Below are 24,818 nucleotides of genomic sequence, written 5' to 3'. Positions count from 1 at the left end.
GGGGGGGGGGGGGGGGGGGGGGGGGGGGGGGGGGGGGGGGGGGGGGGGGGGGGTGTGGGGGGGGGGGGGGGGGGGGGGGGGGGGGGGGGGGGGCCCGGCCGCGGTCTGCGGCCGGCCTCGCGTGCCGTGGACGAAGGGCGCCGGGTGACCGGCGCCCGGTCAGCGCAGGACGACGTCGGTGTAGCGGTCCAGGGCCGACAGGAACTCTCCGCGCGACAGGGCGGCGGCGACCAGCTCGATGTCGTCGGCCATGTAGCGGTCCACGCCCAGGGTCGGGACCAGCGCGCGGACGGCGTCGTACGTGGCCTTGGCGGCCGGGCTCAGGCCCTCGAAACGGCCCGAGATGTCGACGGCCTGCGCGGCGGCGAGGAATTCGACGGCGAGGATGCGGTTGTTGTTCTCGAGGACGCGGCGGGCGTTGCGGGCGGCGATCAGACCCATGCTGACGACGTCCTGGTTGTCGCCGTTGGACGGCACGCTCTGGGTGCTGGCGGGGCCGATCGTGCGGTTCTCGGCGACGAGCGCGGTGGCCGGGTACTGGGCACCGGCGAAGCCGCTGTGCAGACCGGGATCGCCGGCCACCAGGAACTCCGGCAGGCCGTAGCTCAGGTGACGGTTGAGCACCCGGTTGACCTGGCGCTCGGCGAGCACACCGAGCTGGGTCAGCGCGATGGTCACGAAGTCCATGGCGAACGCGATGGGCTGGCCGTGGAAGTTCGCGCCGTGGAAGATCTCGTCCTGGCCCTCGAAGAACAGCGGGTTGTCGTTGGCCGAGTTGAGCTCGATCTCCAGCTTCTGCACCGCGTGGTAGAGAGTGTCGCGGACGGCGCCGACGATCTGCGGGATGGCCCGCAGCGAGTAGGCCTTCTGCAGGTAGATCTCGGAGCGCTGGACGTCCTTGCCGGCGTCCTTGTCGGCCTGGAGCTCACGGCGCAGGTCGGCGTGTTCGACCGTCAGGTTGCTGCCGTCCATCAGCGCGCGCATGTTGGCCGCCGTGTCGATCTGCCCCTGGTGCGGGCGGGCGATGTCGTGGCCTTCGGCGAGGAACGGGCTGGTGGAGCCGCGCAGCGTCTCGATGAGCAGGGCCGTGACGATCTCGGCCTGACGGGCCTGCGCGAGGGCGCGGCCGACCACGAGCGAGCCGAGACCGGTCATCGCCGAAGTGCCGTTGATGAGGGCCAGACCCTCCTTGAACTTCAGCTGGAGCGGCTCGATGCCCAGCTCGTCGAGGACCTTGCGGGTGGGCACCGGCTTGCCGTCGCGCAGCACGTAGCCCTCGCCGATCAGGGTGCTGGCCACGTGGGACAGCGGGGCGAGGTCGCCACTGGCGCCCAGGGAGCCGATCTGCGGGATCGCCGGGGTGATGCCGAGGTTGAGGTAGAGGGCGAGGCGCTCCAGGATCTCCGGGCGCACCGCGGAGTAGCCCTTGGCCAGCGTGTTGAGGCGGGCGGCGACGACGGCGCGCGCCTCGTCCTCGGCGAACAGCGGCCCGACACCGGCGCTGTGGCTGCGGACCAGGTTGGTCTGCAGCTCGGTCTCCTTGGACTTGTCCACCTGCATGTAGATCATCTCGCCGTAGCCGGTGGTCACCCCGTAGATCGGGATGTTCTGCTCGGCGATGCCCTCGAAGATCTCCCTGCTCCTGCGGGCCTTGGCCATCGCCTCACCGGGGACCGCGACCCGCGCGCCCTCCTCGGCGACCTGACGCACCGAGTCGATGGTCAGGCTCTCGCCGTCGAACGCGACCGGAACGGCGGAAATCTCGACTGTCGTCAACGTACTCACTCCCAGTGGAATCGGATGAAGGCAGGTGATGCGGGGTCAGGCCGCGGCGGTCGCCGCCCGCAGGCGCGAGCGGTCCACCTTCCCGGCGGCGTTGCGCGGCAGGCGGCCCGGCGCCTCGTGGAACGTCGCGGGCAGGGTCAGGGGGCCGAAGTGGCCGCGCAGGTGCGCCCGCCATTCGGGGGCGGCACCGAGCGGCCGACCGTCGGCGTCCCGGCGCGGCACGACGTGGACGTCGAGTCCGTGCACCAGGCCCGACACCGGTTCGGCGACCGGCACCACGGCGCACTCCAGGACGGAGGCGTGCGAGGCGAGCGTTCCTTCGATCTCGGTCAGTTCGACCCGGTTGCCCGCCAGCTTGATCTGGAAGTCCTCGCGGCCCCGGTACTCCAGGGTGCCGTCGGGCAGCCGCCGCCCGAGGTCGCCGGTGCGGTACCAGCCCCCCTCGGCGCCGGGCGCGTCCAGCCACTCCACCGGGCGGAAGGGGGCACGGTCGGCACTGCCCAGGTACCCCGAGGTCACGTACGGGGAGCGCACCACGATGCTGCCGGTGACCCCGACCGGACAGGTCAGGTCGTTCTCGTCGAGGACGAGGAGCTGGCGGCCCGGGATGGCCCGGCCGACCGGCACCGGTCCCTCGGTCAGGCCGGTGACCTCGTGCCAGGTGGCGGCGACGACCTCGGTCGGCCCGTACAGGTTGAAGACGCGCAGCGCGGGCAGCTCCTCGGCCAGGCCGCCGAGCAGCTCCGGTGGCACCGCCTCGCCCATCAGCAGCAGGTGGCCGAAGGCGTCGAGCCGCGGCCCCGCCCCGGTCCGGGCGATCACGTCGAGGAGGTCGCGGGCGAAGCTGGGCACGGTCTGCAGATGCGTGATGCGGTGCTCGGCCAGCCACGGCACCAGCAGGTCCGGGTTCACCCGCACCTCGTCGGGCACGACGTACAGCGTGCCGCCGGCGGCGAGCGTCGCGCCGACCTCGGCGAGCGCCGGATCGTGCTCGGGGGAGACCCACTGGGCCACCCGGGCTCCGGGTCCCATCGCGAACCGGGTGCCGAGCCATCCGGTGAACTGGGTGAGCGCGGCGTGCGTCTGCGGGATGCCCTTGGGGCGTCCGGTGGAACCGGAGGTGAAGGCGATGTACGCGGTGTCACCGGGGGTGACGGCGGGCGCCGGGGCCGCTGGCGGGGCGGCCGCGTCGGCGGTCACGTCCACCACCCGGCCGCCGAACTCGGCGTGGTACCAGTCGAGCAGTTCGTCGTCGCCGTCGCCCTCGACGACCACGCAGGCCGGCCGCAGGGCGGTGAGCACGGAGCGGCCGCGCTCACCGGCGGGACCTGGGGCGAGCCAGCACAGCCGGGCGCCATGGGCGAGGACGCCGAGCAGCGCCGCGATCCGCAGCGGCCCCGGCGGCATCCGGACGACCACGGCGTCGCCGGCGGTCACGCCGGCGGCGGCGAGCCGCCGGGTGACGTCGCGGGCCGCCGCGTCCAGGGCGGCGTAGCCCGTGGTGCGGCCGTCCCAGACGACAGCGGGCCCGTCGGTGACGGCACGCGCCGCCACCTGCAGGGGCAGGGGGTCGGTGTGGCCGACCGGCCTGAACATCGGCAGGGCCGCGTAGCGTTCGATCAGCGCGGCGGCCGGGAGCAGCGGCGGCAGCGTGTTGACCGGCGTGTCGGGCGCGTCCAGCGCCGCCGTCAGCAGGGTGCGCAGCCCGTCGAGCAGGTGGGCGGCCGAGCCCGCGTCGTAGAGTGCGGTTCGGTACTCCAGTCGGCCCGAGAGCCGCGGAGCTTCGTCGTCGCCGCCGGCGTCGAGGGCGTCGACGACGAGCACGAGTCCGGCCGGCAGCACCACCCGGTCGGGGACGACGGGCGAGGCGCGCAGACCTGCCACCCGGTCGACGACCGGCGCGGCGGACCGGTCGGCGAAGACGGCGTCGAGCTGCGGAAGGTCCCGGTCACCGCGCAGCGGGTGCGGTTCGAAGCCGAGGAGCGCGCGCAGGGTTCCGTCGCCCGCGTGGCCCCCGTGCCGCAGCAGCAGCGCCCGCAGCGCGGCGAGGACGACACCGGTCGGGGACGCGCTCTGTTCCGCGGCGACGCGGGCGACCCGGCGGGCCAGCTCGCCGCTCCACTCGAACGGCAGCGAGGCCCCTTCGTACCGGTGGGTCCTGGTCCGGAGGGTGCGGGCGACCGCCTCCCGGGCCGCCGTCTCCTGGACCGTCGCCTCCGGGACCGGCGCCGGGGCCGGGGCGCCGTGGCGCTCGTGCGCGTACGCGGCCGAGAGCGTGTCGACCAGCCGCGGGACGTGCTCCTCGTCGAGGGCGCCGTCCACCGTCACGAACAGCAGCAGGTCCGCCGGGGCGATCCGCGCCGCGTGCAGCCGCGCGTGCGGACCCGCCGCGACCGCCGTGCCGGACCGGTCCGCCGGGGCCTCGGTGGCCCACCGGCCGCACAGCGCGGCGGCCAGCGCGTCGACGTCGTCCACCGGCAGGGCGCTGAGGTCGGTGAAGCGCAGCGGCTCGGCCGTCATGGCGTCGTCGGGCCGGGTGCTCACCGTCGTGTCCCAGGCCCGGCGCAGCGCGGCCGGGTCGAGGCCGCCCGCCAGCCGGAATCCCGCACACCGGGGGGACACGGGAGGGTGCGCCGGGGGTCTGTCGCCCGGATGGTTCGCTGCCGCTTCGAAGTTCACGGGGACATGGTGCGACCGCGCGGCCGGGCCGTGCTTCTCCTGGAGTGCGGAGGTGCCCGTGCACCCGTTCTCCAGGCGGTACGGCCCCGAATGCCGTGGTTACTTCGCCATGTCGGGCCCGCGCGGACCCGAACGGGCACCGGCCGCCCCGCCTCGGGTCAGCTGTCGCGGGGCTCCGCCTTGAACCAGATCCCCGCCTTGAACCAGGCCTCCGCCGCCCGGATCCGGGCCTCCGTCTCGGCCCGGTCCGCGCCGGTGATGACGAACGCGGCGAGAAAGTCCCCGGAGTGCGATGCGTCCAGAACGGTGTCGCCCACCTCCGCGTACGTCGTGTACTTCACGACGCCCTCCGGCAGCGTCGCCGGGTCCGGCAGCGCGGCCAGCACTCCGGGTCGCTTGGTGAAGAGCAGCTGCCCGGCGAGCTGCGCCGGGTCCGCGCGCTCGCCCACCGGGGCGGGCAGGCCGAGCTGGCGGCGGACCGGGTACTCCATGGGGTCGAAGCCGAACAGCGCCCGCTGCACGTCGCGCACGCCCGCGCCCCCGGCCCGGGAGGCCGCCTCGCACAGGACCAGTTCGCCGTCGGTGGTGTGGAACACCTCGATGTGGAAGGCGAAGTGCTCGGGGCCGCCGAACGCCTCCAGGATCCGCTCGCCGAACGCGACGAGTCGCCGCGCCAGCGGGTCGGCGGTGTCGAGGGCGATGTCCACCCGCCCCTTGCGGTCGCGGAAGTCGGCCAGCGCGTACTGGTACTGCGACGGCCACATCGTCGCGATCCGGCCGTCCAGGACGGTGCCGTCGATGTGGCACATGGAGCCCTCGACGAACGTCTCCGCAAGCCACTCCGGTTCGCCGTCGGGACGCAGCAGCTCCGCGTCCCGCGCCCAGTCGGCGAGCTCCTCGCGGGTGCGCAGCACGGACACTCCGACCGACAGCAGCCCCTGACGGGGCTTGACCACGACCGGCAGGCCGTGGACGTCGGCGAAGGCGTCGAGCTCCGCGGCCGAGCGCAGCAGGACGTGGGCGGCGACCGGGATCCCCGCGGCCGTGGCGAGTTTCTTCATCTCCCACTTGTCGCGGTACACCAGGGCCGACCCGGGCCGCTGGCCCGGCAGCCCGAAGCGCTCGCGCAGCGCGGCCGCCCGCAGGATGTCGAACTCCTGGCAGGCCACGATGTCGGTGACGCCGAACTCCTCGACGAGCTCGGCCGCCCGCCGCTCCACATGGGGGCCGGTGTCGTAGTCGGTCAGCACCTCGGCGTGCAGATAGGGAGCGCCGGTGGGCAGCTCCTCGCCGAACAGGGCGAGCTGTTCGGCCGAGCCCAGCAGGACGATCTTCTCTCCGTGGTCGGCGAGCCAGCGCTCGTACGGATTGGCGCGCAGCGAGCCGCGGTGCAGGACGAGCGTGGTCATGCGGAGGTCCCTTCGTTCCAGATGCTGACGTAGCGTTCGCCGGTGTCCGGCAGGATCGTGACGATCGTGCGCCCCGCGTAGGCGGGGTCCCGGGCGAGCCGGAACGCACCGTGCACGGCGGCGCCCGAGGAGAGCCCGGCGAACAGCGCTTGCTCCCGTGTGAGCGCCCGCGCGGTGTCCAGCGCCTCGTCGTCGGAGCAGGTCAGCACCCGGTCGATGAGGGTGACGTCGGTGGTGGGGGAGACGAAGCCGCCGTTCAGGCCGGGGATCCGGTGGGTGCCGGCGTGTCCCTGGGAGAGCACCGGCGAGCCCTCCGGCTCCACCGCGACGATCTCCACGCCGGGGTTGTGCTCGCGCAGGAAGCGCCCGGTGCCGGTCAGGGTGCCGCCGGTGCCGACCCCGGCGACCAGGACGTCGACCCGACCGCCGGTGTCTGCCCAGATCTCGGGTCCGGTGGACTCGTAGTGGGCACGGACGTTGTCGGGGTTGTCGTGCTGGCGCACGTACCAGGAGCCCGGCGTGGCGGCCTCGATCTCCTCCGCCTTGGCGATGGCCCCGGCGAACCGCTCGGCACTGGGCGTCTGCACGATCTCCGCGCCGAGCGCGGACAGCAGCCCGATCCGCTCGGGGGTGGCGCTGTCGGGCAGCACCACGATGCAGCGGTAGCCGCGCAGGGCGCTCAGCGCGGCGAGCGCGATCCCGGTGTTGCCGGAGGTCGCCTCCACGACGGTGCCGCCCGGGGCGAGGTCGCCGCGCTGTTCGGCGCCGCGCAGCATCGCGAGCGCGGCCCGGTCCTTGATGCTGGCGAACGGGTTGGTCGACTCGATCTTGGCGAGGACCTCGGCACCGGGCGCGGCGTCGGGGACGGAGAGCCGGACGAGCGGGGTGTTGCCGACGAGTTCTTCGAGGCCGGCGGCGACACGCCGCCCGGCGGGCGCGATGAGGAGATCGGGGGTCACCGGAAGGCTCCAGGAGTAGGGGACGGAGGGGGGGAGGACAAGGGGGGAGGGGACGGGGGAGGGACGGCCGCGGGGGTCACCAGGAGCCCGCCGAGGCGAGCTCCCGTACGGCGTCGGAGACCGACAGCGGCGGCCGGTCGCCCACGGATGCGCCCACGGGGCCGCCTGTCCGGCCGGCGGCCGGCGGGACGCCGGGCCCGGCGCCCGTACGGGCCGCCGACACGGGTCCGGCCTCCAGCGGGGGCACCGCCCGCGGCCCCGGCGCCGGACGGACCACGGAGCGGGCCGCGTACACCCGGGCGCCGGGCGGCAGGTCCTCGGTGACCGTCGCCATCGCCCCCACCAGAGCGCGGTCGCCGATGGTCACCGGACCGAGCACGGTCGCGTTCGCGCCGAGGATCACGCCGTCGCCGACCACCGGGTGGCGGCGGGCGCCCGGCGGGCGCTGGTTGTCGGCCCACCAGCCCACCGCGCCCAGCGTCACCTGCTGGTAGATCGTCACGTCGTCGCCGACGACGGCGGTCTGGCCGATCACCACGGAGGCGCCGTGGTCGATGAACACCCGCCGGCCCAGCACCGCACCGGGATGGATCTCCACCCCGGTCCGCCGCCGGGAGATCCGGGCGATCGTCCGTGCCGCGGTGCGCATGCCCCGGCCGTACAGCCGGTGGGACACGCGGTGGGCCCACACGGCGGACAGTCCGGTGTGGCCGAGCGCCTCGCGGCGGCTGGTGAGGGACGGGTCCCGGGCGACGACGACGGAAAGGTCCTCGGCCAGGGTCCGCAGCAGTCCGGTCTCCTCGGTCATGGGGTCGGCTCCTTTCGGTGCGGCCGTCGCTCAGGCGGCCAGGGCCGGGGTCGCCGCGGCGGCCGGTTCGACGTCGATCCGGAGGGACTCGCCGACCAGCCGCTCGCACAGTGCGACCGCGCTGTCGGTGTCGGCGGCCGTTACCACCACGCTGCCGAGCCGGTCCCAGTTGTCGCGCAGTGGCCGGACGGTGTCGCCGGGGCCCACGTTGACCTGCGCGGCGAGCACGTCGGGCCGTGCCCTGACCTCGTCGAGGCCCGCGACGGCCGTCACGGTGCCGGGCTCGCGCACCACCGCGCGCATCACCGCGGCACCCTTCGGTTCGGGGGAGGCGGCGAGCGGTTCGACCAGGCCCAGCGGCCAGGCCGTGCCGTACGCGATCATGTCGATGCCGTACGCGGCCTCGACCAGCTCCACGATGTTGTCGCCGCCCAGCCGGTTGTGCGACTCGATGACGAGGGGCCCGCGCGAGGAGAGCCGGATCTCGGTGTGGCTGGGGCCGTCGGTGACGCCCATCCCGGTCAGGAACTCCTCGACCGCGTCGGTCAGCGCCGCCCGGTCGTCCGCGTCGAGCCGCGCGGGCACCGCGTGCCCGAGCTCGGCGAAGTGCTCCTCGCTGGTCAACTTCTCGGTGACGGCGACGACGACGTGGCGGCCCGCGAAGCTCAGCGCCTCGACGCTGAACTCGGGTCCGTCGATGTACGACTCCATCAGGAAGCCGTCGACGGTGAACATGGTGGAGCCTCGGTCGGTGCGGCCGCCGTCCATCTCCTGGATCCGCGCCCACACCCGGTCCAGGTCCGCGCGGTCCTCCGCGCGCAGCAGGCCGAAGCCCGCGGTGGTGGAGACCGGCTTGACGATGAACGGGTAGCCCGCCCGCTCGCCGAACGCGTCCAGCGACTCCCGGCCCTCCACGAGCGCGGCGTGCGGCACCGGAAGCCCGTTCTCGGCGAGGTGCCGGCGCATCAGCGACTTGTCGCGCATCCGGCGGCTCACCTCGTGACGCCGCCCGTCGGTCAGCCCGAACAGGTCGCCGAGGCGGCCCGCAGGGGTCACCCCGGGCTCGGTCAGCGACACGACGGCGTCGACGCCGTACACGGCCCGGGCGGCCTCGGCGAACGGCCGGACGGTGTCCCAGTCGGTGTAGTCGACGACGAGCAGCACGTCGGCGGCCCGGGTCTGGTACTCGGTGACCTTGTCCGGGTGCTGGATCAGCACGGTCGTGACGCCGAGCGCCGCGTAACGCTCCACGTGGGCGTCGACGCCCCCGATCAGCAGCACGGTCTTCCGGCCGGTCGGCGCGGCCGGGACCGGGGCGGAGGAGGGGCCGGGGGCAGGGGCAGCGTGCTCGATGGTGCTCATCGGTGGGTTCCCTTCGGAGCGGCCAGGGCGGTCTCGCGGACGTCGACGCGCAGCAGCCCGCGGACCCGGGCGATCCGGTCGGCGGCCTCGGCGGGCGACTCGGCGTCGACGACGACGTAGCCGTGGCGCGTGAACGAGTTGGTGGTGGCAGGCAGGACGTCCCCGATGGAGTGGGGGAAGTGCAGCGCCTGGACGTAGGGCAGGGCCCGGATCGCGTCGAGTCCGGTCACCGACCGCAGCTCCCCGGCGGGCAGCAGGAAGAAGCCGACGGACGCGGTGTGCTTCGGCCGCGGCGGCTCCACCGATTCACCGGCCAGCGTCCGGAAGATCGCGGCCTCGATGTCGTAGTCGGAGGCGGTCTCGATGAGCAGCGGAATGCGGTCGCCGCCCAGCCGGGTCTGCGACTCGACGACGCGCGGACCCCGGTCGGTGAGGATGACCTCGGTGTGCGCCGGGCCGAAGCGGTAGCCGGCCAGGTCGAGCAGGCCGATGACGACCGCGTGGATCGCGGTCCGTTCGGCGTCGGCCAGCGGCGCCGGGTGGACGTGCGAGGTCTCCACGAAGTACGGCGCGCCCGTGGTGTGCTTGGCGGTGATGCCGATGACGTGGTGCACCCCGTCGGCGGAGAGGGTCTCCACGCTGAACTCGGGCCCCTGCAGGTACTCCTCGATCAGGTACGGTCCGGACAGCCCGGCCGCGGTGACCCGCTCCGTCCACTCGTCGAGGTCGGCCGCGTCGCGGATCAGCGCGACGCCCCGGCTGCCGGAGGCACGGGCGGGCTTCACCACCACGGGCAGCGGCAGACCGGCCAGCGCGCCGGACACGTCGTCGGCGGTCGCGACGGATGCGGAGCGCACCGCCGAGAGACCGTACCCGGCGAGCAGCTCGCGCATCGCCGCCTTGTCGTTGAGCACCCCGATCGCGGCCGCCGGGTTGGGCGAGACGCCGAGCGCCTCGGCCTCGGCGTAGACCGGGGGCATCGACTCCTCCGCGCCGAGGTGCAGCACGTGGCCGATGCCGTGCGCGCGGACCGTCGCGGCGATCAGGGTGCGCAGCCCCTCCTCATCCGAGAAGTCGGTGAGCAGCAGCTCCCGCGCGTGCTCGGCGACCTCGTCGAGGTACTCCCGCTCGCGCAGCGAGGGGTCCCAGATCGCCCAGACCTCGAAGCCCGCCTCGGCGGCCTTGCGGACGAACTGGCTGTAGGGCATCACCATCAGCAGCCGCTTGGGTGCACCGGTGGGAGTCATGTCGGGGGCTCCGTTCTGGGCCTGGTCGGTGAGTCGGCACGGGGCCGTCGCCATCCGGCGGGGCGGCGACTTCACGAAGAAGCGCCGAGTCCCGACGGACGTCTTCCGGCGCGGGGGCGGGTCGGTATCGTCGTGTCAGACATCGGGACGGACTCGGTCGGGAGTGCGTCCCTCGCCGTGGTGGGGCATCCGGAGGCCGCAGGGGCGGCCACCGGAGCCCGAGCGGATCAGGCAGGGCCCAGTCGGAAACGGGTGAGCGACCGTGCGCCCGTCACGGCGAAGACGGGCACGAACGCCTCGGCCCTGTGCACGTCGCCCGTCTCCAGCGTGGTCAGGGCGCGTACGGCGCCACGGGCGCGCAGTTCGGCGAACCCGGCGGTCAGCAGGGCGAGTCCGACGCCGAGCCCGCGGAAGGCCGGGGCGACCGCGACCTCCAGGACCCGGCCCTCGTTCCCGGATCCGGTCGTCAGGACGTGGCCGGCCGGACGACCGGACACCTCCAGGAGCAGCGCCGCTCCACCGGCGTCCCGCGACCTGCGCAGTGCCGCGGCGTAGACCGCCGCGTCCTCGGTTCTGGGGCCCTTGGCCGAGCAGCGCCGGTGCAGTGCGTGCAGGGCCGCGAGCTCGCCGGGGTCGTCGAGGTCGGCCGCGCGCACCGCACCGCCGTCGGGCAGCACCATCGGCAGCGCGTCCGCCGTCAGGTCGATGTCGTACTGGCCGGTCGTGGCGCCGCGGACGAAACCCGCCTCCTTCAGCACCGTCGGGACCACCTCGTCGCCCCGCAGCACGTCGCCGACGGTGACGGAGTACGGCCTGCCGTTCTCCACCGCGAGCGCGTCGGCCCGGTCCAGCAGCAGGCACAGCAAGGTGCGGGCCGCGCTCACGCCGTGCCGGCCGGGCAGCGCGGTCAGCACCGCGTCGAGCTCGTTGCCGCGCGGGGTCAGGGCCGCCCAGGCGATCACTTCGTCGCCGGGGCCGGTCAGGCACCAGCTGTTCTCCTCGTAGCCGGGGTGCCCGGCGGCGCGAAGGGCGTCCTCGCGGGTGTACGTGGCCACGCCGGTGAGGCTCTTCTCGTGGGTGCGCATCAGGCGGACCAGGCTGTCCGGCGAGACGTCGGTCGGGCGTCTGACGGTGAGCTGCCCGTGCGGGGTCATAGGTGCCTCCCGTCCTTGGGAAATCGGGTCCGGCGGTCGGGCCGGAGCGTCCGGGAGCCCGTGGCGGGCCGCTGTCGGTCGCGGCCTGCCCCCAGGCAGGTCCCGGAATCCGGTACCGACAGTGAAAGGAATGCTGTGGAACGGAATTCTCTGGTATTCACAGCACTCCTCCTCATCTCTGACGGACCGGATTCCGGCGCCGGTACGGGGGGGTCCCGGCGTAGTCCGAGATGCTACTTGCCAAAGCTGTGACGTCCTTCTCCGAGAATGCTTGGTGACCCTCTCCGCGATTGAACACGGCTGAACGCAGCACGAACCGAGATGCGACGGCGCAGCCGCCCGCGAGACGCTTCGGTGAGCAAACCCTTAGCTCAGGGTGGTTGCGAAGGGGTGATCGCATGTACGGCGGCGTCATCGAGGCGAGCGTGGACACACGTGCGCCGCGGCACCACGGTCGAACGGAAGATTCCCCCGAGCCGGTTCACGCCGCTGCGGGTGACGTGGTTCCGAAACTCGTCGACGTTCTTCTGCGGAACCGCACCGAATTGCTCACGGTACTCACCGAAATCGCCACCGCCCAGGCAGCCGCCGACGAAATTATGCGCTCCGTGAGAGCGCTGGCGGGCGCCCCCTGGGAACTGCTCCGCAATTCCCCCCGGAGGCTCGCCCGCCTCGCCACCTTCCTCCCGTCGAACAACCTGCTCTACTCCTACGTGCTGTTCGGCGTCGTCCCCTCGCTCTACACGGACGAGATCCGGCTGCGCCCCTCGGCCCGGGTCGCCCGCGCCGCGCTCGCCGTCCACGAGATCCTCGGTCCGCCACTGCGCCGGCTCGGCGCAGGACGGATCGTCATGACCCCCTGCACCCAGCGGGAGTTCCTCGCCGACTGCGCCCGCTCCGACGCCGTCGTCTTCACCGGCCGTCCGGAGAACGGGGCGGCCGTCGCCGCCCGGCTTCCGGCCGGGACCCTGCTGCTCTCCTTCGGCTCCGGGCCCAACCCGGTGGTCGTCGGGCCCCACGCCGACCCCGACGCCGTGTGCCGCGCCGTGCTCGACGCCCGGCTGTACAACTCGGGCCAGGACTGCCTGTGCACCGACCTCGTCCTCGTCCACCGCTCGCAGGTCCGCGCGCTGGTGCCGCGGCTCGCCGACGCGCTGGCCGGCATCCGGGTCGGCGACCGGCGCGACCCCTCTACCCGGGTCGCCCCGTTGGTCTACCCGGACGCCGTCGAGGACGCCGCCGCCTTCCTCGACGCGCACCGCGAGTTCACCGTCCGCGGCGGCCGGACCGACCTCGCCCGGCACACCGTCGAGCCGACGCTGCTGCACCTGCCGTGGCAGGAGGACTTCCACCCGCCGGAGTTCTTCTCCCCCGTCGTCCTCACCATGGCGTACGACGCCCCCGACCAGGTCGCCCGCTGGCTGGGCTCCGCCGAGGAGTCCGCCCGCGGCATGTACGCCTCGGTGTTCGGCGAACCCGCCTTCGCCGGGAGGTCGCGCATCGCGACCAGCGTGGTCTGCGAGGAGCGCGTCACCTTCGACGCCGAGGACGGCAACCGCCCCTTCGGCGGCTACGGCCCGCTGGCCGGGAACGTCCGCCGCCACGGCACCGTGTCCGGCCGCCCCCTGCTGCTGTCCGCCGAGGCGGGCCCGCCCGCCGGCCCCGGTACCGGTCCCCGGTCCCGGATCCGCACAGAGCCCTGACCGTCCGCGCTTCCGGCCACCGCGACGTCCCCGCACCCGGGCCCGCGCCCCGTACGCGTGCCCCGTTCCACCGAACCGATGAGGAGCCGACCCGTGAGCGTGAGCACCGAGAACCATCCCTGGCACGTCGTCGCCAGGACCCTCGCGGACGCCGGATGCGATCTCGTCGTCGGCCTGCCGTCCGACGATCCCGGTCTGATGGACGCCGCCGGGGCCGTGCCCGGGCTGCGCGTCGTCGGGGTCCGCGACCAGCGCGCGGGCGCCTGCGCCGCGATCGGCCACGCCGCCGTCTCCGGACGGCCCGCCGTCCTCGCCGTCAACTCCGGCCCGAGCTTCGCCAACGCCCTCACCGGCCTGCTCGAAGCGGGTTCGCTGGGCGCCCCGGTCGTCGTCGTCACCACCCGCGTACCCGCGCTCGGCATCGGCCGGGGCGCGTTCCAGCACACCGACCAGGCCGCCATGGCCGCCCCGCTGGCCAAGTGGACCTTTCTGGTGGAGGACCCCCGTCAGCTGACCTGGGCGTTGCGCCGCGCCGTCCACCTCGCCGTCAACGGCGCCCCCGGCGTGGTCCTGGTCGAGATCGCCGACGAGGTGCTGCGCGCTCCGGCGCCCGAGCGCCGCCCCGCTCCGCCGGTGCGCCGCCTGCGCTTCGCCGCCGACGCGGAGGAGGTCCGCCGCGCCGCCGCGCTGCTCGCCGCCGCACGCCTTCCCGTCGTCGTCGTGGGCGGCGGCTGCAAGCCCGCGGGCGCGGGCGCCGCCGTGCGGCGCCTGGCCGAACTGCTCGGCGCGCCGGTCTTCACCACCGCCGCCGGGCGGGGGGTCCTCGACGAGGAACACCCCCTCGCCTGCGGCCTGGTGGGCCTCTACACCACGCCACCGGCGGACCGGCTGCTCGCCGAGGCCGATGTCGTCCTCGCGATCGGATCCCGCCTGGAGGAGACCGCCCGGATGGGCTGGGACGGGCTCGACGACAAGACGCTCGTCCACGTCGACGTGGACCCGGCCGTGTTCCTGTCCGCCCTGGAGCCCGAGGCCGCCCTGCTCGGCGACGCCGCCGTGGTCGCGGGCCAGCTCGCCGACGCCCTTGGGGCGCAGGCCCCGGAGACAGCCGCCGTGGCCGCCCGCCGGGCCGAGATCGCCGCCGTACGGGCGGAGATGCGGGCCCGCGGCGTGCCCGCCGACACGGACGGGGCCGCCCTGACCGTGCCCGGGGCGCTGCGGCTGCTCCAGGAGTCGGTGGGCCGCGACGCCACCCTCGTCCAGGAGAACGGGCTGCACGACATGTGGGGCTACCACTGGCCGGTGGTCTCCGTCGGCGACGGGGCCCGGGTCGTCACGCCCGGCGAGCAGACCATGGTCGGCTTCGGGCTCCCGGCCGCCGTCGGCGCGGCCGTCGCCGATCCGGCCCGCAGGACGGTTCTGGTGTGCGGCGACGGCGCGTTCGAGATGGGGCTCGCCGCGCTGCCCACCGCGGCCGAGCTGAAGCTCGGCCTCACCGTCCTCGTCCTGGACAACCGCGGCTACGGCTGGCCCCGGTTCGCCCGCGCCGAGGAGCGGGCCCCCGACGCCCTCACCCGCTTCACCGCCCCCTCCCACGCCGACGCCGCCGTCCGCGCCCTCGGCGGCGACGCGGTGCGCTGCACGACGCCGGCGGAACTCACCGCCGCGCTCGCCGCCGCGGCCGAGGCGCACGCCGCGGGCCGGACCACCGTCATCACGGTCCCCGTCCACGACGCCGACGTCCCCGTGGGCGTCCGCCGGCTCTTCGCCGGTCCCGTGACCCCCGAGACCCCGTCGTCCGGAGCGGCGGCATGACCCCCCGCCCACGGACCCACCCGTTCCCCGGCCCGGCCGGCACGCCGACCCCCGCTGCGGTCTCCGGCGGCTCCACCACCGCCTCCGCCGGCCGGCCGGTCGCCCGGATTCCCGGCCCGGCCGACCACTTCGACCGCCCCGCCCCGCGCCCCGCCCCCCGCCCCGCCCCCCGCCTGACCGTCGACGGCGAAGCCGTCCCCGCCGGCCGGCTCGCCCGGCTGGTCGACGAGGCCGCCCGGGGGCTCGCCGCCGCGGGGGCGGGGCCCGGGCGGGCGGTCGCGCTCGCCTGCGACCATCCGCTCGCCGCGGTCGTCGCCGCGCTCGCCGCCGAGACGGTCGGGGCCCCGCTGCTGCTCGACGGCACGGCCCCGGCCCGGCACATCGCCCCGGCGGCCCGGATCCGCGTCACCGGCTCGGGAGTGCCCGTCGTCGTCGCCGGGGCCGCCCGGCCGCTCGACGTCCCCGACCCGGTCGCCGCCGTCTTCTGGACCTCCGGCAGCTCGGGCGACCCCAAGGCGGTCGCCGTCCCCGCCGCCGCCCTCGTCCACCAGGGGCGGGCCACCGCCGCCCGGATGCGGGTCACCGACGCCGATCGGCTGCTGCTCCCGCTGCCGCTGCGGCACGCCTACGGCTACAGCGTGCTGCGGGTGTGGCGGGCCACCGGCGCCCACCTGTACGCGGAGTCGGGCTTCCACCTGCGGACCACCCTGACCCGGCTCGCGACCGAGGGCATCACCTCGCTGGACGGGGTGCCCACCATGTACCGGATGCTCGCCGCCGAGGCCGCCCGGGACCCGGAGGCGGCCCTGCTGCTCGCGGGCCTGCGGATCCGCGGCTGCGGCGGCGACGTGCTGACGCCCGCCCTGTACGCCGACTTCCTCGCCGTCACCGGGGCGCCCCTGCACGACGGCTACGGCCTGAGCGAGGCCGGCCCGAACGTCGCCCTGAACGCCCCGGGAGACCTGCGCCCCGGCACCGTCGGGCGGCTCCTCGACGGCGTCGGGGCCCGACTCGGCGGTGCCGGCCGGGAGATCGAGGTGGCGAGCCCGAGCCTGATGCTCGGCTACCTCGACCCGGCCACCGGCGGCCTCGACCGCACCCCGTTCACCGCCGACGGCTGGCTGCGCACCGGCGACACCGGCGCGGTCACGGCCGACGGCTGGCTCACGGTCCGCGGCCGGATCAAGGAAGTGCTCGTGGTGCACGGCGAGACCGTGGCCCCCACGGTCGTCGAGGACGCGGTACGGGCCGCGGCCGGGGTCCTGGACGCCGCGGTCGTGGGGGTCCGTGGCGGCGGTGACCGGGGCGACACCGTCTGGGCGTTCGCGGAGAGCGCGGATCCCGACCAGCGGGCGGTGGCCGCCCGGGTCGCCGAGGCGTGCCGCCGCGCGCTCCCCCCGCACGCTCGCCCCCGAGCGGTCCGCGTGGTGGCGCGGCTGCCGCGCACCGGGAGCGGAAAGTCCGACCGGGCGCGGTTGCGCGACTGGGCTTCCGGCACGACGACCGCCGTCGCGTGACCGTATCGCTGTTTCATGTCCCGTTTTGAGTAAGTTTTATGAAGCAACCTCGAAGATGTGAGGGCCCGTCAAGATCGCTAAATTCGTTGGTGGCCGCCGGAAGAGGAGCGGCCGCTTCCCCTCCTTCACATCCTGGAGTTCTCGCATGACCGTCAAGAACACGCTCGGCCTCATCGCTCGCGTCGGCGCCACCGCCGCCCTCGCCACCGGCCTGGCCGTCGCCTTCCAGCCCGCCGCGATGGCCGCGGCCCCGGTGGTCTCGGTGACCCCGGCCAGCGGCCTCGCGGACGGCGCCACGGTGACCGTCAACGGCACCGGCCTGACCCCGGGAGCCGTCTACCACGTCGCCCAGTGCGAGATCGTCGCCTCGGGCGCCTACGGCTGTGACCCGTCGACCGTGGTCGACATCACCGCGGACGCCCAGGGCAAGCTCAGCACCCAGTTCACCGTGCACAAGGTCTTCCAGGCCGTGAAGGGCGCCGAGGGCACCCCGTCCGGCACGGTCGACTGCGGTGTCACCGCCTGCCAGGTCGGCCTCGGCGACTCCCAGGGCGTCGGCGGCGGCCAGCGCATCACCTTCGCCTGAGCACCGGCCGGCTGACGACGTCGCGCGGTCCGTGGCGCCGCCGCACCCGACCCCCCGTCAGGGAGCCTGGCTCCCGCTCGGGGAGGGTGCGGCGTCGGCCAGGACCACCGCGACCGTCTCCGGCTCGAAGTTGACCGCGCTGGACCAGCCACCGATCGCGAGCCTGAACCAGATCGCGCTCGTGATCACCCCGTCCCGGTGCTGGTCCTCCACCACCTCGTCACCGGGCGACCAGCCCTCGGCCTCGTAACCGACGGCCGCGTCCGGCAGCAGCAGCCGGATCACGGGGCTGTCCAGGGACGGCCCCGACCGGACGTTGGCGTCACGCCAGACCGGCCCCAGCAGGGCGGGAAACGGGTGGAACCCGCCGGACACGGCGGACTCGGGGGACGACGACATCGAACCCTCTCCTTCTCTCTGCGCTTCTCTGTGCTTCTCCGCGGCGTCCTCGCCGCTCCCGGCCGGCTCCCGGCCGGGAAGTCCCCACCCGCCTGCCGCACTCAGGCGACGGCCCCCAGGACCGTCTTCCGTTCGGCGGCCCGCATGCTGCCCAGCCACACCACCTGGGACACCATCTGCAGCAGCCGCGCCGTGTCCGGCGCGGGCTCCCCACCGGTGGTGTCGGCCGCCGGCACCCGGTCGACGGCGACCCCCACCGGCGTCGGCCAGCCCCTCAGCGCGTGCCCGATGGTGCGCAGCGTCGTCAGCGTCGAGACCGCACCCTGCGCCGCCGCCCCGACCGCGACCGTGCCGATCGGCCGCCCCTCCAGGTACGGCACCGGGCCGTCGATGTCGTTGACGTAGTCGAGGGCGTTCTTCAGCAGTCCCGAGAGGGTGGCGTGGTACGTCGGCGACACCAGGACGACCCCGTCGGCGGCCCGCAGCTCGTCGAGGAACCCGGCCACCGCCGCGTGCGAGGTGCCGAGCCCCGGCCGGTACGCCGGAAAGTCGATCTCCGCGCCGGTGAACACCCGCGCGGAGGCGCCCTGCTCGGCGCAGCGCTCCGCGCACCAGTCGGCCACCCGGTCACAGGTGGATCCCTGGCGCAGCGATCCGCTGATCAGGACGATGTGCGGTGCCGGCATGGCGGAGGGCCCTTTCTTCGGACGGAGGGTGGTCATCGGAGAGGACGGCCCGGCGGGCCGTCGGGGGTCCCGGTCGCCGGGCCGCCAGCCCAGGACGTCGGTGAGTGCCAGGTCCTTGCGGCCGGCGGAACGGACATGGGCGTTGCGGCGTTCTTCGGCCGCCCGGTCGGCGCCCTGGTCGAGGGAGCCCTGACGGCGGGAGGCGAGGACGACGGCCCCGGCGCGCGACGCGCGCTCGCGGGCGTAGTCGGCGAGCGCGTCGGGCACCTCGGCGTCCGAGGCCAGCGCCTCGGCCAGCACCAGCGCGTCCTCGAGGGCCATGTTGGCCCCCTGGCCGAGGGCCGGGACCATCGGGTGGGCGGCGTCGCCGAGCAGCGCCACCCGGCCGTCGACCCAGCTGTCGACCGGATCGCGGTCGTGGATGTCGGTGACGACGATGTCCTCGGGAACGGCCTCGCGCACCAGGTCGACGACCGGAGGGTGCCAGCCGTCCATGGCCTCCAGCAGCGCCGCCCGCGCCCCGTCCGGTCCCAGCGCGGGCCACACCCCCGGCGGTGCGGTGATCTTGGCGGTCCAGTACAGGGTGTCGCCGCCCACCGGGGCGACGAACAGCTGGATCCCCCGGCCGTTGACCACGTGCCCGCGCGCTCCGAGCGCCGAGCCGCTGGTCCGGCCGCGCACCGAGGTGTAACCGCGGTAGTGCGGCGGCCCGTCGCCCAGCATCTGGGCCCGGACCGCCGAATGGATGCCGTCGGCTCCGATCAGCGCGTCGCAGTCGATGCCGTGCTCGTCCGAGAGGACGACGGTGACCTGATCGGGCCCGGTGATGTAGTCCGTCACCGCGGTGGCGAGGCGGACGGCGGCCCCGGCGGAGAGCGCCTCGTCGAGCAGGGCCCGGTGCAACGCGCTGCGGAGCACCGGGATCTGCGGGGCGCCCAGCGCGGCCGTGGACGTGCCGACCTGCTCCTCGGCGAGCACCGTGCCGTCCGCCTCCATCACGATCCGCACCTCGTCGCGCCGGGTGACGTGGCCGACATCCCGGATCCGGGCCCCGAGACGTCCGCTCAGCGCGTCGATCGCGCGCACCCCGTTCGGGTACAGGACGAGCCCCGAGCCCTTGGCGCCGATCCGTCCCGCCCGTTCGACGACGGTCACGTCGAGGCCGCGCACGGCCATGCCCACGGCCGCCGCGAGTCCTCCGATGCCACCGCCCGCCACCACCACGGACCGTTTTCTGGTCATGTCATCCCTCCCGTGCGGCGAACGCCGCCGTCGGTGTCGTGTCCCGGGCCGTCGCGGACCGCGGGTCCGCATCTCCGCGGCCTGCGTCCCCGAAGACCGGGGCCGCCCCGAGCAGCCGGCCGTCGTACGCGCCGAACGTCCCCGACGCGGCGTCCCACACGGTCCGCCCGGCCCGCAGGGTGCGTTCGACCCGGCCGGTGAACGTCCAGCCCTCGTAGGCCGACCAGCCGCACTTGCTCTCCACGTCGTGGGCCGAGAGCATCCACGGAGTGTCCGGCGCGAAGACCACCAGGTCGGCGTCGGCGCCCGGCGCGATACGCCCCTTGCCCGGCAGCCGGAACAACTCGGCGGGCCCTTGCGACAGGTGCCGCACCAGGCGGGCCGCCGCCACGTCCGGATCCTCGTCGGGACGGCGGCGGCGCATTCCCGTCCACACGGCGACCGCGAGCTCCTGCACGCCGGGAAGCCCCGGCGGCGAGTCGGCGACCGAGCGGGTCTTGTCCTCGACGGTGTGCGGTGCGTGGTCGCTGCCCAGCGTCGCGGCCTGCCCCTCGACCAGCGCCCGCCACAGCCGGTCCTGGTCCAGCTGGCCGCGGATCGAGGGCGAGAGCCGGGTGCGTGCCCCCAGCCTGCGGGTGTCCTGGTCGGTGAACGACAGGTGGTGGCCGGTGACCTCGAAGGTCACCGGATATCCGGCGGCCCGCGCCGCGCACACCAGGTCGGCCTCCTCGGCGCTCGACAGGTGCAGGATGTGCGCGGCGGTGCCGTACCGCCGGGCCAGTTCGATGACCTTGGCGACGGCGACGATGCCACCGGTGCGCGGACGCCGGCGCTCGTACTCCAGATAGCTGCCCGGATCGCCCCACCAGGCGTCGAGCAGTGCGAACAGGTCGTCGTCCTCGGCGTGCAGGACCAGCTGGACCCCGCCCTCGGCCGCGGCGGCGAACGCCCGCTCCAGCACCACCGGGTCGCGCACCACCGTGGGCGCCGTGTGGTGGCCGGCCATGAACACCTTCGCGCTCGTCGCCACCGCCGGATCGAGCTCCGCCAGCAGCTCGGGCCTGGCCGGATCGAGCCCGATGTGGAAACGCATGTCCACCAGTGAACGGCCCGCCACCAGCCGGGCCTTCTCCGCCACCGCGACCGGGTCGAGCGTCGGCGGCACCGTGTTCGGCATGTCCATCACGGTGGTGACACCACCGCGGACCGCCGCCCGGCTGCCGTGCTCCCAGTCCTCCTTGTACGTCAGACCCGGCGTACGGAAGTGCACGTGGGAGTCGATGAGACCCGGCAGCACGTAGTGGTCGCCCGCGTCGATCCGCTCGACGTGCGCCGGCGCGGTGTCGGCTCCGGTCACGGCGGTGATCCGCCCGCCGGCGATCAGCACGTGTCCCGCACGCACCCCGTCCGGCGTCACCAGCCGGCGACCGCTGACCACGAGGTCGGGCACCGCGCTCAGCCCTTCCACGACGCCGCCACCAGGTCCCGGCACAGGTCGTTGGTCGGCCCCATGAACGCGATGCCCCGCGCGTCGGCCAGGAGCCGCACGATCCGCGCTCCGTCGCGGTACCCGGCCGAGCCGAGCATCCGCGCCACGTCGAGGCAGATCTCCTCGGCCGCCACGCTCGCGTGCAGCTTGCTGTGCAGCGTCGTCAGACCCGGATCGGCCGAGGTCCGCGCCCCCGCCCGGTCCACTACGGCCCGCGCCGCCTCCAGCCGGGTCGCCAGTTCCACCAGCCGGTGCCGCACGGTCGGAAGCGCGAGCAGCCCGTGGTGTTCCGCGTGCTGTACGGCCAGGTCGAACGCGCCCTGCGCGATGCCCACCGACACCGCGCCCAGGCTGGCGCCCGACTCCCGCACCCCCGCGATCACCGAGGCGGCCCCGCCCGCCGGCCCGAGCCGGTCGGCGTCCGCGACCACGCAGTTGTCCAGTGCGACCAGACCGGTCGCCGAACCACGCATGCCGGCGAGACCGAAACCGATCTCCGGGACCACACCCGGGGTGTCCGCACCGACCAGGAAGAAGGTCTGCCCGTCCGATCCGTACCCGCCCGGTGCCGCCGACGGCGCCTCGGCGGCCGTCCGCACCAGCACCAGATAGGTGTCGGCCACCCCGGCGCCGGTCGCGAAGGCCTTCGCGCCGTCCAGTCGCCACCGCCCGTCGGCGAGCCGTGTCCCGGTGCTCGACAGGTTCCGCTTCGCCGCCCCCGCACCCGTCTCGCTCCACGCCGAAGCCGCCAGCACGCTTCCGTCGGCGAGCCCCGGAAGCCAGCGTTCCCGCTGCTCCTCGGTGCCCCACTCGGAGATCCTGGCGCTTACGGCGAAATGCTGGAACGCGACGATCGCCACCGACGGATTCACGGCGGCGATCTCCGCGACGACCCGGTTGACCGCCGCCGCGTCCCCGCCCGCACCACCGTGCCGGACCGGCACGGCCGTGCCGAGCAGGCCGCTCGCACGCAGCTGGGCCAGCACCTGACGGTCCGGCTCACCCGCCGGATCGGTCGTGTCGGCGGATTCGGACAACCGGGCGCGCAGCTCGGCCGTCAACAGCGGTCTCATGCCGCCCCCGACAACGCCAGGCATTGGGCGACCTCCTCGAATTGCAGATGGCTCAGGGGCGTCAGAACGAACGAACCCTGGAAGGTGACGCTCTTGCGTGCGACGGTCGCCCACAGCAGGGCGCCCTCGCCGTCGGCCGCGCCGGGCGCCGCCGTGACCGCCGTGACGGCCGTCCGGCCGCCCGTCGTCGCGATCTCCAGCAGCCCGGTGTCCGCCCCGTTCTCGCGGGCGATCCGCCACGGCACGGTGCCCGGGATCCGTACGGCCGTCCCCAGGCACACCACCCCGGTCAGCGCGATCGACGGATGCCAGCCGGGCACCGTCACGGCCCGGGCCGCGATCCCGCCGTCCTCGGAGGGCAGCACCGCCGCGATCTTCGGGAAGGCCCCGTCCTTGGCCCAGCCCAGCCGGTCGGCCGCGATCTCCCGCAACGCCTCCAGCCGGACCAGGAGTTCGTCGCCCGCTCCGAACAGCGCCGCCTGGTCGGGCACCCCGAGGTCGCGGGCGTCCACGAAGGCGTACGCGTTGGCGCTCGCGACCAGCGACACCTCGGTCCGGTCGGTGCCCACCACCAGAGGCGTACGGGGCGTTCCGGCGGGCAGCAGCTCGCCGAAAGGCACCGGCGCCGACTGCACGAAGGTGACCGTGAAAGCGGCCCCGTCCCGCTCCACCCGGTCGACCTCGCACACCACGCTGTCGCCGTTGTTGAGCACCTGGACACGGATCCGCGCCCCCGGCACCAGCCGCGGCAGCATTCCCGAACGGGCCGCGGCCACCACCGCCGACAGGATCGAATGACCGCACGAACCCCGCAGGTCGAACCGGTCGGGGGCGCCGGGCAGCGCCTGTACGAACCGGTAGTCGAGATCGAACATGGGGTGCGCGGACGGTTCCACCAGCGCGATCTTCAGCACATGCGCGCCGCCGGCCGACACCAGGTAGCGGCGGGCCTCGGCGAGGTGCGCGAGCAGCGCCTCGTCGTCCTGCGGCAGCCGTCCGGCGTCCAGCACGAAAGTCGGGCAGGGGCTGCCCGCCGCGTACGCGAGATGGCCGATCACGCCGCCACCGCCAGTGTCCGCGGCCCGTCCGGCGCCACCGGCGCGATCTCGGGGAGGGCCACCGGACGGCGGAACTGCTCGTGCCACACCTCGTAGGCGAGCAGCGCCCACAGCGCGAGCGCGGCGCCGTCGTCCGGCCGCTCGGCCTGCGCGGTGAAGAGCGCCTCGACCGCCGCGCCGTCCACCTGGCCGCGCTCCCCGAGCCGACCGGTCGCCAGCAGGTCCCGGGCGAGTTCCCACAGCGAGGTGCCCGGCCGCAGCATCGCCGTCACCGGCAGCGTGAACGGCTGCTTCGGACGGCCGAGGACACGCTCCGGCAACAGCCCCGCCGCCGCCGCGTACAGCGTCCGCTTGACCTGTCCGCCCTGGATCCGCTGGTGGTCCGCGAGCGCCGAGCCGAGCGCGATCACCGACCGCTGGCAGAACGGCACCCGCGCCTCGACCGAGGAAGCCATGCTCAGGTGGTCGACCCGGCGCAGGTGGTAGGCGGGCAGGCGCTGCTCCAGTTCGAACCGGGTGATCCGGTCCAGGACCGTGCCGGGGCCGTGAAGCAGGTCGGCCACGACGGCGGCGGGCAGCGCCGGATCGGCCGCGACGTGGGCCCGGTAGTCGTCGGTGTACAGGCGCGCCCGCAGCGCGGCCGGGGCGGCGGACAGCGCGTCCAGATACCCCGCCGACCACTCCTCGCCCGCCGCGGACCGCTCGGCCGCCACCCGCATCCGCTCGTACCCGCCGAACACCTCGTCGGCGGCGTCACCGGTCAGCGCCACCGTGAATCCGGCCTCGCGCACCGCCCGGAACAGCGCGTACGTGCTCAGCGCGATCGGGTCGGCGTTCGGCTGGCCCAGATGCCACACCGTGTCCCGCAGGAGCGCGGGGAAGTCCGTCGGATCGATCTCCACCTGGTGGTGTGCCGCCCCGGCCCGCTCGGCGACCTCCCGCGCGAAGCGCCGCTCGTCGAACGGCCACGCTCCCCGGTAGGCGATGTTGAAGGTGTCCACCGGCCCCCGCTCGGCGGCGAGCGCCGTCACCAGGCTCGAGTCCAGACCACCGGAGGTGATCAGGGCCACCGGCACGTCGGCGACGAGCAGCCGGCCCACCTCCGTGCGCAGCGTCCTGCGCACCCGCCGGGCCGCGGTGAAGCCGTCCGGGACCGGTCCCTCGGCCACGTCGGCGGGCCGCCGACGCACCCGCGGGGTGCCACCGAGCTCGCACACCCAGGTGGTGCCCGGCGGCAGGACGTCCACGTCCTCGTACACGGTCCGCGTGCCGAACGGCGTCCTGGTCGCCAGGTACGCGTCGAGCGCCGACTCCCGCACCCGGGCGCCGGTCCCGCCGAAGCCCAACAGCGCGGGCAGTTCGGAGGAGAAGCGCAGGGAACGCTCCGCCGCGTCCCACCGCAGGTACAGCGGCTTCATCCCGATGTGGTCGGTGGCCAGCAGCAGCCGCGGCACCGGGCCGCGCTCGTCGACCAGCGCCAGCGCGTACATGCCGTCGAGGTGGTCGGTCAACTCCTCGCCGTACTCCAGGTACAGCGCCGGCAGCACCGAGCCGTCACAGCGGTCGGGGATGTCGTGGCCCCGTGCCACCAGGCGGGCCCGAAGCTCCTCGTGGTTGTAGATCTCGCCGTTGAACACGACCCGCACTCGGCCGCCTCGGCCGTAGGGCTGCTCCCCGCCGTCCAGGTCGACGACGGCGAGCCGGTTGCTGCCGAGGCCCCAGCCGGGGGCCCGCGCGGTCCGGGTGGCGTCGGGGCCACCGTGCCGCTGGAGGGCGGCGACGGCGCGCATCTCGTGCGGCGTCGCCGCCGCGTTGAAGTAACCGAAGATCCGACACATGTCTGCCTG

Annotated in this window: 18 protein-coding genes; 4 read left to right on the top strand and 14 right to left on the bottom strand. The window is 74.7% G+C overall.

Going from position 1 to position 24,818, the window contains the following annotated elements; all coding sequences use genetic code 11:
- Window positions 1–159: 159 nt before the first annotated feature.
- From cmdF to ACFW6A_RS34730, 8 genes are all read right to left on the bottom strand, one after another.
- Window positions 160–1,776 (bottom strand): tyrosine 2,3-aminomutase, encoded by a 1,617-nt coding sequence (cmdF, locus tag ACFW6A_RS34765; protein ID WP_200428849.1) that lies wholly within the window; start codon window positions 1,774–1,776, stop codon window positions 160–162.
- A 45-nt stretch (window positions 1,777–1,821) separates the two neighbouring features.
- Entirely contained in the window at window positions 1,822–4,329 is a 2,508-nt protein-coding gene (locus ACFW6A_RS34760; RefSeq protein ID WP_386645565.1) for an AMP-binding protein, read from the bottom strand.
- A 293-nt stretch (window positions 4,330–4,622) separates the two neighbouring features.
- Window positions 4,623–5,873, bottom strand: coding sequence for a NikS protein (locus tag ACFW6A_RS34755; RefSeq protein ID WP_386645562.1), 1,251 nt, complete (start codon window positions 5,871–5,873; stop codon window positions 4,623–4,625).
- A complete protein-coding gene (gene cysK / locus ACFW6A_RS34750) occupies window positions 5,870–6,832 on the bottom strand; it encodes a cysteine synthase A (RefSeq protein ID WP_386476658.1) in 963 nt (320 codons plus the stop codon). Before cysK ends, ACFW6A_RS34755 begins: the two co-directional genes overlap by 4 nt.
- 76 nt (window positions 6,833–6,908) lie before the next feature.
- Window positions 6,909–7,640: a serine O-acetyltransferase EpsC gene (epsC, locus tag ACFW6A_RS34745; protein ID WP_386476655.1), complete on the bottom strand. Its 732-nt coding sequence runs from the start codon at window positions 7,638–7,640 to the stop codon at window positions 6,909–6,911.
- Window positions 7,641–7,670: 30 nt separating this feature from the next.
- A complete protein-coding gene (locus tag ACFW6A_RS34740; RefSeq protein ID WP_386476652.1) occupies window positions 7,671–9,002 on the bottom strand; it encodes an ATP-grasp domain-containing protein in 1,332 nt (443 codons plus the stop codon).
- Window positions 8,999–10,249, bottom strand: coding sequence for an ATP-grasp domain-containing protein (locus ACFW6A_RS34735; RefSeq protein WP_386645559.1), 1,251 nt, complete (start codon window positions 10,247–10,249; stop codon window positions 8,999–9,001). Before ACFW6A_RS34735 ends, ACFW6A_RS34740 begins: the two co-directional genes overlap by 4 nt.
- 227 nt (window positions 10,250–10,476) lie before the next feature.
- Window positions 10,477–11,403 (bottom strand): GNAT family N-acetyltransferase, encoded by a 927-nt coding sequence (locus ACFW6A_RS34730; protein WP_386476647.1) that lies wholly within the window; start codon window positions 11,401–11,403, stop codon window positions 10,477–10,479.
- 608 nt (window positions 11,404–12,011) lie between these two features.
- On the opposite strand from ACFW6A_RS34730, the gene ACFW6A_RS34725 reads away from it, so the two are divergent.
- From ACFW6A_RS34725 to ACFW6A_RS34710, 4 genes are all read left to right on the top strand, one after another.
- Window positions 12,012–13,106, top strand: coding sequence for an aldehyde dehydrogenase family protein (locus ACFW6A_RS34725; protein WP_386645556.1), 1,095 nt, complete (start codon window positions 12,012–12,014; stop codon window positions 13,104–13,106).
- A 93-nt stretch (window positions 13,107–13,199) separates the two neighbouring features.
- On the top strand, window positions 13,200–14,921 hold the full coding sequence (locus tag ACFW6A_RS34720; RefSeq protein WP_386476641.1) for a thiamine pyrophosphate-binding protein: 1,722 nt from the start codon (window positions 13,200–13,202) through the stop codon (window positions 14,919–14,921).
- Window positions 14,918–16,438, top strand: a complete 1,521-nt coding sequence (locus ACFW6A_RS34715) for a class I adenylate-forming enzyme family protein (RefSeq protein WP_386476638.1) — start codon at window positions 14,918–14,920, stop codon at window positions 16,436–16,438. Before ACFW6A_RS34720 ends, ACFW6A_RS34715 begins: the two co-directional genes overlap by 4 nt.
- Window positions 16,439–16,583: 145 nt before the next feature.
- Complete coding sequence (locus ACFW6A_RS34710) at window positions 16,584–17,024, top strand: enediyne antibiotic chromoprotein (RefSeq protein WP_386476635.1); 441 nt, start codon at window positions 16,584–16,586, stop codon at window positions 17,022–17,024.
- A 57-nt stretch (window positions 17,025–17,081) separates the two neighbouring features.
- On the opposite strand, the gene ACFW6A_RS34705 is transcribed toward ACFW6A_RS34710, so the two are convergent.
- The 6 genes from ACFW6A_RS34705 to asnB form a co-directional block, all read right to left on the bottom strand.
- Entirely contained in the window at window positions 17,082–17,423 is a 342-nt protein-coding gene (locus ACFW6A_RS34705; RefSeq protein WP_200428838.1) for a hypothetical protein, read from the bottom strand.
- 101 nt (window positions 17,424–17,524) lie between these two features.
- A complete protein-coding gene (locus ACFW6A_RS34700; protein WP_386476631.1) occupies window positions 17,525–19,351 on the bottom strand; it encodes an NAD(P)H-dependent oxidoreductase in 1,827 nt (608 codons plus the stop codon).
- A 1-nt stretch (window position 19,352) separates the two neighbouring features.
- A complete protein-coding gene (locus ACFW6A_RS34695) occupies window positions 19,353–20,819 on the bottom strand; it encodes a dihydroorotase family protein (RefSeq protein WP_386476628.1) in 1,467 nt (488 codons plus the stop codon).
- Complete coding sequence (locus ACFW6A_RS34690) at window positions 20,807–21,913, bottom strand: acyl-CoA dehydrogenase family protein (protein ID WP_386476625.1); 1,107 nt, start codon at window positions 21,911–21,913, stop codon at window positions 20,807–20,809. The genes ACFW6A_RS34695 and ACFW6A_RS34690 overlap by 13 nt, the downstream gene beginning before the upstream one ends.
- The gene (locus tag ACFW6A_RS34685; protein ID WP_386476622.1) at window positions 21,910–22,971 is read right to left on the bottom strand and encodes a PrpF domain-containing protein; all 1,062 of its coding nucleotides are present in this window, start codon (window positions 22,969–22,971) and stop codon (window positions 21,910–21,912) included. The genes ACFW6A_RS34690 and ACFW6A_RS34685 overlap by 4 nt, the downstream gene beginning before the upstream one ends.
- A complete protein-coding gene (asnB, locus tag ACFW6A_RS34680) occupies window positions 22,968–24,809 on the bottom strand; it encodes an asparagine synthase (glutamine-hydrolyzing) (protein ID WP_386645553.1) in 1,842 nt (613 codons plus the stop codon). Before asnB ends, ACFW6A_RS34685 begins: the two co-directional genes overlap by 4 nt.
- Window positions 24,810–24,818: the final 9 nt, after the last annotated feature.

Source organism: Streptomyces sp. NPDC058758 (genome assembly GCF_042746075.1).
GTDB lineage: Bacteria > Actinomycetota > Actinomycetes > Streptomycetales > Streptomycetaceae > Streptomyces.
Note: the sequence above shows the minus strand (reverse complement) of the source record. Positions and strands in the feature narration are given on the sequence as shown.